This is a genomic window from Pseudoxanthomonas jiangsuensis (assembly GCF_010093185.1).
GTDB classification, from domain to species: Bacteria; Pseudomonadota; Gammaproteobacteria; order Xanthomonadales; family Xanthomonadaceae; genus Pseudoxanthomonas; species Pseudoxanthomonas jiangsuensis.
Genome location: NZ_PDWL01000043.1, coordinates 1 through 12,657, shown reverse-complemented (window position 1 = coordinate 12,657; position 12,657 = coordinate 1). Strand labels below are relative to the sequence as shown.

General features: G+C 71.2%; 9 protein-coding genes. 4 read left to right on the top strand and 5 right to left on the bottom strand.

The window, feature by feature from the left end:
- The first annotated feature begins 114 nt into the window (after nucleotides 1–114).
- Both CSC62_RS16805 and CSC62_RS16800 read left to right on the top strand, forming a co-directional pair.
- Nucleotides 115–1,242, top strand: coding sequence for an efflux RND transporter periplasmic adaptor subunit (locus tag CSC62_RS16805; RefSeq protein ID WP_162407831.1), 1,128 nt, complete (start codon nucleotides 115–117; stop codon nucleotides 1,240–1,242).
- 3 nt (nucleotides 1,243–1,245) lie between these two features.
- Entirely contained in the window at nucleotides 1,246–4,410 is a 3,165-nt protein-coding gene (locus tag CSC62_RS16800; RefSeq protein WP_162407830.1) for an efflux RND transporter permease subunit, read from the top strand.
- A 554-nt stretch (nucleotides 4,411–4,964) separates the two neighbouring features.
- Here the strand turns inward: CSC62_RS16800 and CSC62_RS16795 are convergent.
- Nucleotides 4,965–5,840, bottom strand: coding sequence for a LysR family transcriptional regulator (locus tag CSC62_RS16795; protein ID WP_162407829.1), 876 nt, complete (start codon nucleotides 5,838–5,840; stop codon nucleotides 4,965–4,967).
- Nucleotides 5,841–5,986: 146 nt separating this feature from the next.
- Here CSC62_RS16795 and leuC point away from each other — a divergent pair, with 146 nt between their 5' ends.
- Together leuC and leuD are read left to right on the top strand one after the other, a co-directional pair.
- On the top strand, nucleotides 5,987–7,414 hold the full coding sequence (gene leuC / locus CSC62_RS16790) for a 3-isopropylmalate dehydratase large subunit (RefSeq protein WP_162407828.1): 1,428 nt from the start codon (nucleotides 5,987–5,989) through the stop codon (nucleotides 7,412–7,414).
- Nucleotides 7,415–7,427: 13 nt separating this feature from the next.
- A complete protein-coding gene (gene leuD / locus CSC62_RS16785) occupies nucleotides 7,428–8,072 on the top strand; it encodes a 3-isopropylmalate dehydratase small subunit (RefSeq protein WP_162407827.1) in 645 nt (214 codons plus the stop codon).
- A gap of 64 nt (nucleotides 8,073–8,136) precedes the next feature.
- Here leuD and gdhA read toward each other — a convergent pair whose 3' ends face one another.
- From gdhA to CSC62_RS16765, 4 genes are all read right to left on the bottom strand, one after another.
- Nucleotides 8,137–9,477: an NADP-specific glutamate dehydrogenase gene (gene gdhA, locus CSC62_RS16780; protein ID WP_162407826.1), complete on the bottom strand. Its 1,341-nt coding sequence runs from the start codon at nucleotides 9,475–9,477 to the stop codon at nucleotides 8,137–8,139.
- A gap of 70 nt (nucleotides 9,478–9,547) precedes the next feature.
- Nucleotides 9,548–10,606: a 3-isopropylmalate dehydrogenase gene (leuB, locus tag CSC62_RS16775; protein ID WP_162407825.1), complete on the bottom strand. Its 1,059-nt coding sequence runs from the start codon at nucleotides 10,604–10,606 to the stop codon at nucleotides 9,548–9,550.
- A gap of 105 nt (nucleotides 10,607–10,711) precedes the next feature.
- Nucleotides 10,712–10,936 carry a hypothetical protein gene (locus CSC62_RS16770; RefSeq protein WP_162407824.1) on the bottom strand — a complete coding sequence of 75 codons (225 nt, stop codon included), beginning with the start codon at nucleotides 10,934–10,936 and terminating at the stop codon, nucleotides 10,712–10,714.
- A gap of 165 nt (nucleotides 10,937–11,101) precedes the next feature.
- Entirely contained in the window at nucleotides 11,102–12,634 is a 1,533-nt protein-coding gene (locus CSC62_RS16765) for a 2-isopropylmalate synthase (RefSeq protein ID WP_246194521.1), read from the bottom strand.
- Between the last annotated feature and the right edge of the window lie 23 nt (nucleotides 12,635–12,657).

The window sequence follows — 12,657 nt, the reverse complement described above, 5'->3', positions numbered from 1 at the left end:
GGGCTGGGGCGGGAGGCTTGCGGGTCATGCGGGAATACTATACTACTTGGTTTTCTATTTATACCATACCGGGCGGTTCACTATTTTCCAAATCCGACAACGGAGCGCCGTCCAATGAAGAAGGGAATCCATGCAGGCGGCGCGACCGCCCTGCTGCTGGCTGCAGTGCTCGCCGGCTGCGGCCACCAGGCCGAGGCGCCGCCGGCCGCGCGCCCGGTCTGGGTGGTGCAGCCGCAGGCCGCCGCCGGTGGCGCCGGACCGGCCTTCCCGGGCGAGGTGCACGCGCGCCAGGAAAGCCCGCTGGCGTTCCGGGTCGGCGGCAAGCTGGTGACCCGGCGGGTCGATGCCGGCGCGCGGGTCAAGCAAGGCCAGGTGCTGGCCGAACTGGACCCGGGCGACCAGGCTCTGCAGGCCCGGGCCGCCCAGGCCCAGCTGTCGGCCGCCGAGGCCGAGGCCGCGCGCGCCAGGGGCGACCTGGACCGCTACGCGCGGCTGGTGGACCAGCAACTGGTCAGCCGCTCGGCCTACGATGCGCAGAAGGCCGCCTACGAGGCCGCCGCCGGCCAGGCGCGTGCGGCCCGGGCGCAGTGGGACGTGACCCGCAACCAGGCCGGCTACACCGAACTGCGCGCGCCGCACGACGGCGTGGTGGCCTCGCGCGAGGCCGAGGCCGGGCAGGTGGTGGCCGCCGGCCAGACCGTATTCACCCTGGCCGCCGACGGCGGCCGCGAGGTGGCGATCGTGCTGCCGGAAGACCGCATCGGCGAGTTCAAGGTCGGCGACCCGGCCACGGTCGAGCTGTGGAGCGCGCGCGGCCGCCGGCTGCCGGCGCGGATCCGCGAGATCGCCCCGGCCGCCGATACCCAGACCCGCAGCTACGCCGCGCGGGTGGCGCTGGACGACAGCGTCGCCGGCGAGGTCGCGCTGGGCCAGAGCGCCCGCGTTCACCTGGGCCAGGCCAGCGTGTCCGCGGCCCTGCGGGTGCCGCTGGCGGCGGTGCAGCGCGGCGAGGACGGCCAGGCCGCGGTCTGGGCGGTGCGCCAGGGCAAGGCGGTGCGGGTGCCGGTACAGGCCGGCGGGTTCGGCCAGGAGGACGTGCCGGTGAGCGGCGCCTTGCGGGCGCAGGACTGGGTGGTGGCCGCCGGCGGCCACCTGCTGCGCGAAGGCGAGGCGGTGGCGCCGGTCGACCGCGAGAACCGGCCGGTCGCCGCTGCCGCTCCCGCCCAGCCGAAGGCGGACTGAGCCATGCGCCGCTTCAACGTCTCCGAGTGGGCCCTGCACAACCGCGGCCTGGTGCTGTACGCGATGATCGCGCTGGCGGTGATCGGGACCTGGTCCTACCTGCGCCTGGGCCAGAGCGAAGACCCGCCGTTCACCTTCAAGGCGATGGTGGTGCAGACGATGTGGCCGGGTGCCACCGCCGAGGAGGTCTCGCGCCAGGTCACCGAGCGGATCGAGAAGGCGGTGATGAACACCGGCAAGTACGAGTTCGTGCGCAGCTACTCGCGCCCGGGCGAGTCGCAGGTGATCTTCATGGCCCGCGACTCGATGAAATCGAAGGACGTGCCGGACCTGTGGTACCAGGTGCGCAAGAAGGTCGGCGACATCCGTTCCAGCCTGCCGGACGGGGTGGTCGGGCCATTCTTCAACGACGAGTTCGGCGACACCTTCGGCAACATCTACGCCCTGACCGGGCCCGGCTTCGACTACGCGATCCTCAAGGACTACGCCGACCGCATCCAGCTGGAGCTGCAGAGGGTGCCGGACGTGGGCAAGGTCGAGCTGGTCGGCCTGCAGGACGAGAAGGTCTGGATCGAGATCGACAACACCAAGCTGGCCACCCTGGGCATCCCGCTGCAGGCGGTGCAGCAGGCGCTGGACGGCCAGAACGCGGTGGTCCCGGCCGGTTTCTACGAGACCGCCACCGAGCGGGTGCAGCTGCGGGTGGACGGGCCGTTCCGCAGCGTGGAGGAGATCCGCGCGTTCCCGGTCCGCGCCGGCGGCCGCACCATCCGCCTGGGCGACGTGGCCACGGTCAGCCGCGGCTTCGCCGACCCGGCCGCACCGCGGATGCGGTTCATGGGCCAGGACGCGATCGGCATTTCGGTGGCGATGAAGGACGGCGGCCACATCCTGCGCCTGGGCGATGAGCTGGAGCAGCGGTTCGCGCAACTGCGGAAGCAGCTGCCGGCCGGGATGGAGCTGCGCAAGGTCTCCGACCAACCCGAGGCGGTGCGCGACTCGGTCGGCGAGTTCGTGCGGGTGCTGGCCGAGGCGGTGACGATCGTCCTGCTGGTCAGCTTCTTCTCGCTGGGCTTCCGCACCGGCCTGGTGGTGGCGGTGTCGATTCCGCTGGTGCTGGCGATGACCTTCGCGGTGATGCACTACTTCGGCATCGGCCTGCACAAGATCTCGCTGGGCGCGCTGGTGCTGGCGCTGGGCCTGCTGGTGGACGACGCGATCATCGCGGTGGAGATGATGGCGATCAAGATGGAGCAGGGCTTCGACCGCCTGCGCGCGGCCAGCTTCGCCTGGGAATCGACCGCGTTCCCGATGCTGACCGGCACCCTGATCACCGCGGCCGGGTTCCTGCCCATCGCCACTGCCGCGTCCAGCACCGGCGAGTACACCCGCTCGCTGTTCCAGGTGGTGACCATCGCCCTGCTGGTGTCGTGGGTGGCGGCGGTGCTGTTCATCCCCTACCTGGGCGACAAGATGCTGCCGGACCTGGCCCATCCGCAGCCGCCGAAGCCGGGCAGCCTGGCCGCGCGCCGCCGCGCTTTCCGCGAGCGCCTGGCCGACCGCTGGCCGCAGTTCGCCTCCGTGCTGGCGCCGGCGCCGATCGACGGCCACCACCACGATCCCTACCAGCGGCCGTTCTACGTGCGCTTCCGACGCCTGCTCGACGCCTGCCTGCGCCGGCGCTGGTGGGTGATCGGCGCGACCGCGGGCCTGTTCGTGCTGTCTCTGCTGATGTTCCGCTTCGTGCCGCAGCAGTTCTTCCCGGACTCGACCCGGCCCGAACTCATGGTCGACCTGGAGCTGGCCGAGGGCGTGTCCCTGCGCGCCACCGAGGCCCAGGCGAAGAAGCTCGAGACCCTGCTGCAGCAGCGGCAGGACATCCGCAACTACGTGGCCTACGTCGGTACCGGCTCGCCGCGCTTCTACCTGCCGCTGGACCAGCAGCTGCCGGCGACCAACTTCAGCCAGTTCGTGGTCCTGGCCCGCGACACCGGCGCGCGCGAGGAACTGCGCAACTGGCTGCTGAAGGAGGTCGCGCCGCAGTTCCCCGAGCTGCAGATGCGCGTCACCCGGCTGGAGAACGGGCCGCCGGTCGGCTATCCGGTGCAGTTCCGGGTCTCGGGCGAGCACATCGCGCAGGTACGCGCGATCGCCCGCCAGGTGGCGGAGAAGGTGCGGGCCAACCCGCACACCACCAACGTCAACCTCGACTGGGACGAGCCGAGCAAGGTGGTGCGGCTGGAGATCGACCAGGACCGCGCCCGCGCCCTGGGCGTGAGCAGCGCGCAGCTGGCCCGGTTCCTGGGCGCGCAGCTGTCCGGCTACAGCGCCAGCACCTACCGCGAGGGCAACGAGCTGGTGGGGATCATGCTGCGCGGCGGCGCCGGCGACCGCGGCCAGCTGGAGCTGCTGGGCAGCCTGTCGATCCCGACCGGCGATGGTGGCAGCGTGCCTTTGTCGCAGGTCGCGCGCCTGCACCACGTGTTCGAGGACGGGATCATCTGGCACCGCGACCGGCTGCCCACGGTCACCGTGCGCGCCGACATCGGCGACGAACTGCTGCCGGCGGCGGTGACCGCGCAGATCGACCCGACCCTGGACGCACTGCGCGCGCAGCTGCCGCAGGGCTACCTGCTGCAGGTCGGCGGCTCGGTCGAGGACTCGGCCCGCGGGCAGAACTCGATCGCCGCGGGCATGCCGCTGTTCCTGCTGGTCGTGACCACCCTGCTGATGCTGCAGCTGCGCAGCTTCTCGCGCACGCTGATGGTGCTGGTCACCGCGCCGCTGGGGCTGATCGGGGCGACCTGGTTCCTGCTGATGTTCCGGATGCCGTTCGGCTTCGTGGCATTGCTGGGCACGATCGCGCTGGCGGGCATGGTGATGCGCAACTCGGTGATCCTGGCCGACCAGATCGAGCAGGACATCGCCGCCGGGCACGACCGCTGGCACGCGATCGTGGACGCGACCGTGCGCCGCTTCCGGCCGATCGTGCTGACCGCGCTGACGGCGGTGCTGGCGATGATCCCGCTGTCGCGCAGCGCGTTCTACGGTTCGATGGCGGTGGCGATCATGGGAGGGCTGATCGTGGCCACCGGCCTGACCCTGCTGTTCCTGCCGGCGCTGTACGCGGCGTGGTTCCGGGTGAAGCCGGAGGAAGCGGCGGCCTGACCGGGGTTCGCATGGTGTGGAGCGGGGGCTGCTCCGTTCCACGCCATCATGCGAAGGGCAGGGGAGGGTGCGCTGCGGCGCTGCGGCACGGTGCCTGCCGCCGCTCATGTCCCCCGGCATCGGCCCCGGCTTCCGCCGGGTCCGATGCCTCCTCCTTTACTTCCCGTCGGCAGGCACCGCACCGCAGCGCTTCATGTTGGCCGGCCGCCTCCCGCCGCTACGCCGCCTGCCTTTGTAGGAGCCGGTCTTGCCGGCGACCGCCATGTGCAAGCCGCCTGCCAGCAAGCCGCCAGCCATGGCGGTCGCCGGCAAGACCGGCTCCTACAAGGGAAGATTACGGGGACGAGCGAGGCGCCAGCCAGGTCGAAGGGATTCGTTGCGAGGCCCCCTGACGGGAAGTAAAGGAGGAGGCAGCGGCCGCAGGCCGATGCCGGGGGACATGAGCGGCAGGGGGCCTCGTGACGAATCCCCGTAGCCATCTTCCCGCGGCTTTTCGAGCTGAAGCATCCGCAGTGACCTGCCGCCAATCCCGGGGGAGCGAAGTACCCGGCCGCTTACGCAGCCGGTGAGCCCGCCTGCAGCAACCCGACGAACGCCTGCGCCGCGCGCGAGAGCGTACGGCCGCCGTGCACCACGTAGCCCAGCCGGCGCGCCAGCTGCACGCCCGGCACCGGCAGCACCTGCACCTGGGCGTCGGCCATGATCCGCGGCAGGGCGCTCCAGGCCAGGCCGACGGAAACCATCATCTTGATTGTCTCCAGGTAGTTGGTGGTCATCCGCAACTTCAGCGACAGGCCGCGGCGGGCGAAGGTCTCGGCGACGATGCGGTGGGTGAAGGTGCCTGGGTCGGGCAGCACCGCCGGGTGCGCGGCCAGGTCGGCCAGGCTCACCCTGGCCTGCCGCGCCAGCGGATGGTCGGGCGCGACCATGAAGCACAGCGGATCGTCCCAGACCGTGGAGGCCTGCAGCGGCGGCTCGCTCGGGCCGAGGGTGGTCACCGCCAGCTCGACCTCGCCCTGCAGGACCTGGGCGTAGGCCTGCTCGGAGTCGACGAAGCGGATGTCCAGCGCCACCCGCGGATGGCCGGCGCTGAAGCGGCGCAGGAGCGCAGGCAGCCGGTGCAGGCCGATGTGGTGGCTGGTGGCCAGGCTCAGGCGGCCGCCGATGTCCTGGCCCAGGTCGGCCAGGGCGCGGCGGGCGGCCTCGGCCTCGGCCAGCATCTGCCGGGCGCGCGGCAGCAGCAGGCGCCCGGCCTCGGTGGGCAGGACCTGGCGGCCGAGGCGGTCGAACAGGCGTACGCCCAGGGAGGCCTCCAGCAGGGCGATGCGCTTGCTCACCGCCGGCTGGGTCAGGTGCAGGTGCTCGGCGGCGGCGGAGAAGCCGCCCTGCTCGGCCACGGCCACGAACGCGTTGAGGCTGGCCCAGTCCATCGCCGCTCCATCGATTCCTGAAGGGAATCCAGTGGATGAAAAATATGCATTTGAGTTATCGAAGGCAAGGCGGCAGGATGGCCGTCCAGCCGGCGGGTCGCCCACTGAGGGCGCCCCGCCACCGCCAGACACGATCCGAGGCACACATGGCCGGCAAGACCCTGTACGACAAGCTGTGGGAGATGCACGAGGTGACCCGTCGCGACGACGGTTCCTCACTGATCTACATCGACCGCCACATCCTCCACGAGGTGACCTCGCCGCAGGCGTTCGAGGGCCTGCGCCTGGCCGGGCGCAGGCCGTGGCGGATCGACGCCAACATCGCCACCCCCGACCACAACGTCCCGACCACGAAGACGGAGCGCGCCGGCGGCCTGCAGGCGATCGTGGACGAGGTCTCGCGCCTGCAGGTGCAGACCCTGGACGAGAACTGCGACGACTTCGGCATCCTCGAGTTCAAGATGAACGACGTCCGCCAGGGCATCGTCCACGTGGTCGGTCCGGAGCAGGGCGCGACCCTGCCGGGCATGACCGTGGTCTGCGGCGATTCGCACACCTCCACGCATGGCGCATTCGGCGCGCTGGCCCACGGCATCGGCACCTCCGAGGTCGAGCACGTGCTGGCCACCCAGTGCCTGGTGGCGAAGAAGATGAAGAACATGCAGGTGCGGGTGGAGGGCACGCTGCCGTTCGGCGTCACCGCCAAGGACATCGTGCTGGCGGTCATCGGCCGGATCGGCACCGCCGGCGGCAACGGCCATGCGCTGGAGTTCGCCGGAAGCGCGATCCGCGAGCTGTCGGTCGAGGGCCGGATGACCATCTGCAACATGGCGATCGAGGCCGGCGCGCGCGTGGGCATGGTCGCGGTGGACGGGAAGACCATCGAGTACGTGAAGGGCCGCCCGTTCGCGCCCAAGGGAGCGGACTGGGACGCGGCGGTGAAGGTGTGGGAGACGCTGGTGTCCGACCCGGACGCGCACTTCGACACCATGGTCGAACTGCGCGCCGAGGACATCCGGCCGCAGGTCAGCTGGGGCACATCGCCGGAGATGGTGCTGGCGGTGGACCAGAACGTGCCCGACCCGGAACAGGAACCCGATCCGGTGAGGAAGGATTCTATCCAGCGCGCGCTGAAGTACATGGGCCTTGAGGCCAACCAGCCGATCACCGCGATCCGCCTGGACCGGGTGTTTATTGGCTCCTGCACCAACTCGCGGATCGAGGACCTGCGCGCGGCGGCGGAAGTGGCGCGCGGCCGCAAGGTCGCCGCGACGGTGAAGCAGGCCCTGGTGGTGCCGGGCTCGGGCCTGGTCAAGGCGCAGGCCGAGGCCGAGGGCCTGGACAAGGTGTTCGTCGAGGCTGGCTTCGAGTGGCGCGAGCCGGGCTGCTCGATGTGCCTGGCGATGAACCCGGACAAGCTGGGCCAAGGCGAGCATTGCGCCTCCACCTCCAACCGCAACTTCGAGGGCCGCCAGGGCGCCGGCGGGCGCACCCACCTGGTCAGCCCGGCGATGGCCGCCGCGGCCGCGGTGGCCGGGCACTTCGTCGACGTGCGCGAACTGATGGAAGCCTGAGGAGACCGCCGAGATGAAAGCCTTCACCACCCATGCCGGCCTGGTCTGCCCGCTGGACCGCGCCAATGTCGACACCGACCAGATCATCCCCAAGCAGTTCCTGAAGTCGATCAAGCGCTCGGGCTTCGGCCCGAACCTGTTCGACGAATGGCGCTACCTGGACGTGGGCCAGCCCGGGCAGGACAGCTCCAACCGCCCGCTCAACCACGAGTTCGTGCTGAACTTCCCGCGCTACCGCGGCGCCAGCGTGCTGCTGGCGCGGGAGAACTTCGGCTGCGGCTCCTCGCGCGAGCACGCGCCCTGGGCGCTGGACGAGTACGGCTTCCGCGCGATCATCGCCCCGAGCTTCGCCGATATCTTCTTCAACAACAGCTTCAAGAACGGCCTGCTGCCGATCGTGCTGGAGGACGAGGAGGTCGATGCGCTGTTCGCGCAGTGCGAGGCGAACGAGGGCTATCGCCTGACCGTGGATCTGGCCTCGCAGACCGTGACCCGTCCCGACGGCGTGCAGTACGCGTTCGAGATCGACGCCTTCCGCAAGCACTGCCTGCTCAACGGCCTGGACGACATCGGCCTGACCCTGCAGGAGCGCGACGCGATCGCGGCGTTCGAGTCGCGGCACAAGGCCACGCAGCCCTGGCTGTTCGGCGCACCCTGATCCGCGGAAAGCAGGACGCCGCCCGGAGGCGGCGCCTGTTTCGGGCCTGGCGCGGGAAGGTCGCTCAGTTCACGCCCTGCGCCAGCATCGCGTCGGCGACCTTGACGAAGCCGGCGATGTTGGCGCCGTCCACGTAGTTGACGCTGCCGTCGCGGCGCTTGCCGTGGCGCACGCAGTTGGCGTGGATGTCCTTCATGATCACGTGCAGGCGCTCGTCCACCTCGGCGTGATGCCAGGACAGGCGCAACGCGTTCTGGCTCATCTCCAGGCCGGAGGTGGCCACGCCGCCGGCGTTGGACGCCTTGCCCGGCGCGTACAGGGTGCCGGCTTCCAGGAACACGTCCACCGCCTCCAGCGTGGACGGCATGTTCGCGCCCTCGGCCACGCAGACCACTCCGTTCTTGACCAGGGTGCGCGCGTCCTCGCCGTCCAGTTCGTTCTGGGTGGCGCAGGGCAGGGCGATCTCGGCCGGGACGTGCCACGGACGCTTGCCGGGCAGGTACTCGAAGCGCGCGTCCTCGCCCAGCTCGGCCAGGCGGCCGCGGCGCTCGTTCTTCAGCTCGGCGATCTGGGCGATGGCCTTGGCGTCGAAGCCGTCGCGCGCGTACAGGGTGCCGTCGGAGTCGGAGAAGGTCAGCACCTTGCCGCCCAGTTCGGTGGCCTTGATCGCGGCGAACTGGGCGACGTTGCCCGAGCCGGAGACCAGCACGCGCGCGCCGTGGGTCTGGCGGCGGGCGTGGTGCAGCATCTGCTCGACGAAATAGACCGTGCCGTAGCCGGTGGCTTCCGGGCGCATCAGGCTGCCGCCGTAGGAGATGCCCTTGCCGGTGAACACGCAGCCGGCCTGGTTGGACAGCTTCTTCATCATCCCGGCCATGTAGCCGACCTCGCGCGCGCCCACGCCGATGTCGCCGGCCGGCACGTCGGTGTCCGGGCCCAGGTGGCGGTACAGCTCCAGCATCAGCGCCTGGCAGAAGCGCATCACCTCGCCTTCGCTCTTGCCCTTGGGATCGAAGTCCGAGCCGCCCTTGCCGCCGCCCATCGGCAGGGTGGTCAGGGCGTTCTTGAAGGTCTGCTCGAAGGCCAGGAACTTCAGGATCGACAGGTTCACCGAGGGATGGAAGCGCATGCCGCCCTTGTACGGGCCGATGGCCGAGCTGTGCTGGACGCGGAAGGCGCGGTTGACCTGGACCTGGCCGCGGTCGTCGACCCAGCTGACCCGGAACTGGATCGCGCGCTCCGGTTCGACCAGCCGTTCGAGCAGGCCCATGCGGGCGTACTCCGGATGCCGTTCCAGGAACGGCCACAGGCTCGCCGCGACCTCCTTGACCGCCTGCAGGAACTCCGGCTGGCCGGGATCGCGGCGTTCGACCCGTGCGAGGAAATCTTCCCTGGAACCTGGCATCTCTACTCCCCTATGTGACGTTGCAAATGAATGTCCGGGCCGGCCGTGCTCCCGCGGCCGGTCCGGCGGCTCAGCCCAGGCGCGCGATCACCGCCTGCGCGGCCTGCGCGGTGTTCGCCGCCTGGCCGGGCGCGGCCAGGTCGGCGGTGAACACCTTGGCGTCCAGCGCGGCGGAAACGGCGGCCTCGATCGCGGCGGCCTCGGCCTCCAGCCCCAGCGAGTGGCGCAGCAGCATCGCCGCGCTGAGGATGGTGGCGTAGGGATTGGCGATGCCCTTGCCGGCGATGTCGGGGGCCGAGCCGTGGATGGGTTCATAGATGCCGACCTTGCCCGCGCCCAGCGAGGCCGAGGCCAGCAGGCCCAGCGAGCCGGCCAGCATCGAGGCCTCGTCGGTGAGGATGTCGCCGAACATGTTCTCGGTGACGATCACGTCGTAGGCGCGCGGCTTGGACAGCAGGTGCATGGCCATCGAGTCGACCAGCTGGTGCTCGATCGTCACCTCCGGGAATTCCTCGCGCATCACCCGCGCGGTGACATCGCGCCACAGCCGCGAGGTCTCCAGCACGTTGGCCTTGTCGACCGAGGTGAGGTGGCCGCGGCGCTGGCGCGCCAGGGTGGCGGCGCTGCGCACCACCCGCTCGATCTCGGCCACGCTGTAGCGGCACAGGTCGGTGGCGTCGGTGGCGCTGCGGGTCTTGTCGCCGAAGTAGATGCCGCCGGTCAGCTCGCGCACGACCACGATGTCCACCCCGGCCAGCAGCTCGGACTTGATCGGCGAGGCGCCCAGCGCGGCCGGGTGCGGGCGCACCGGGCGCAGGTTGGCGAACAGGCCCAGGCCCTTGCGGATCGCCAGCAGGCCCTGCTCCGGGCGGACCTTGGCGTTGGGATCGGACCACTTCGGGCCGCCGACCGCGCCCAGCAGCACCGCATCGGCCTTCTGCGCGGCGGCCAGGGTGGCCGCCGGCAGGGGCTCGCCGTGGCGGTCGATCGCGATCCCGCCGATGTCGTGTTCCTGGAAGGCGAAGGTGTGGCCGTACCGGGCGGCGACGGCTTCGAGCACCGGCAGGGTGGCGGAGACGATCTCCGGACCGATGCCGTCACCGGGCAGGACGACGATGTTGGCGTGCATGGGCGTGGGCCTTGTGGAAGAGGGGGGTGGAAGACGGGGAGGCGGATCGGGACGGTCGCCGCAGGAACGCGGCGGCCGCGCGCGCATGGCGCCGCGGCGATCCGCTCAGCCGGAAGGAGGGGAGGAATCGATGCCCGGAGCGGCGGGATCGCCGGCGTCGGCGGCCGGCGATGCCAGGGCGCCGGCCGGGCGGGCGGATGCCGCGTCGGCCTGGGGCGCAAGCCGGCCGTTGTGCGGATACGGCGTATCGGCCAGGCGGCGGGCCAGGGCGCGATGCACGGCCGCATCGAAGGTGAGGGTGGCGGCCTGGGTGCTTTCGGGCAGCGGCATCGTGGACGTTCCTTGCGGCGGGCGTCGCGCTGGCGCGGCGCCCGCGGGAGCAGTGCGTGGAGAGGGGACGGAAGGCGGCGGAGCCTGGCGCGCCGCGCGGGCGCGGCTGCCGCGGCGGCGGCGGGTCCGCCGTCCGCGGTCAGGCCAGGAGCGAGCGCGCCGCGTTCAGGCCGAGGCGGTGGCCAGCGGTTCGCTGGCCGTGGCGAGGCGGCGCTGGCGCAGCAGGCGGTTGGCCACGTCCAGCCAGGCCAGCGCGCTGGCCTCGATGATGTCGCGGCTGGTGCCGGTGCCCTCGTACTCGGTCTCGCCCTGGCGCACGCTCAGGCTGGCCTCGCCGCGGGCATCGGCGCCCAAGCCGACGCTGTGCACCTGGTAGCTCTCCAGGCTCAGCTGCACGCCGGTGGCCGCGGCCAGGGCGGCGAACAGCGCATCGACCGGGCCATCGCCCTCGGCGGTCTCGGCCACCCGGCGGCCGTCCGGATCGGACAGCTCGACGGTGGCGCTGGCGCGCTGGCCGCGGTCGCTGACCGTCATCGAGGCCAGGCGGTAGCCCTCGCCGTCGCCGCCGTCCTGCATCAGGGTCTGCAGGTCGGAATCGGTGACCACGCGCTGCTGTTCGCACAGGGCCTTGAACTGGGCGAACACCAGGTCCAGCTCGCCTTCCTCCAGGTAGTAGCCCAGCGCGCGCAGGCGCTGCTCGACCGCGGCGCGGCCGCTGTGGCGGCCCAGCACCATCTGGGTGTCCGGCCAGCCCACGTCCTGCGGGCGCATGATCTCGTAGGTGCCGCGGTGGCGCAGCATGCCGTGCTGGTGGATGCCCGACTCGTGGGCGAAGGCATTGCTGCCGACCACCGCCTTGTTGCGCTGCACGTGCATGCCGATCAGCCTTTGCAGCAGCTGCGAGGTCGGGACCAGGCGGCGGCTGTCGATGCCGGTGTCGACGTTGAAGAACGCGCCGCGCACCTTCAGCGCCATCACGATCTCCTCCAGCGCGCAGTTGCCGGCGCGCTCGCCGATGCCGTTGATCGTGCACTCGACCTGGCGCGCGCCGCCCTCGATCGCGGCCAGGGTGTTGGCCACGGCCAGGCCCAGGTCGTTGTGGCAGTGGGCGCTGAAGATGACTTCGCCGGCGCCGGGCACGTTGGCGATCAGGCGCTGGAACAGGCCGCGGATCTCCTCCGGGGTGGTGAAGCCGACCGTGTCGGGCACGTTGATGGTGGTGGCGCCGGCGGCAATGGCCGCGGCCACGACCTCGTGCAGGAAGTCCTCCTCGGTGCGGGTGCCGTCCTCGGTGGAGAACTCGATGTCGTCGATGTGGCGCTTGGCGTAGGCCACGCTCTCGACCACCCGGTCCAGCACCTGCTGCCGGGTCAGGCGCAGCTTGTGCTCGCGGTGCAGCGGGCTGGTGGACAGGAACACGTGCAGGCGCGGGCGCGCGGCCGCTTCCAGCGCGCGCAGGGAAATGTCGATGTCGGCCTGCAGGCAGCGCGAGAGCACGGCCAGGGTCGGCTGGCGCAGCTCCTTGCCGATCAGGGCCATGGCCTCGCGGTCGGACTGCGAGCTGGCCGGGAAGCCGGTCTCGATGATGTCCGCGCCCAGGTCGGCGAGGGCGCGGGCCATCACCACCTTCTGCTGCGGGGTCATGCTGCAGCCGGGCGACTGCTCGCCGTCGCGCAGGGTGGTATCGAACACCCGGATGCGGGCCGGGGAGACCTGGGTGG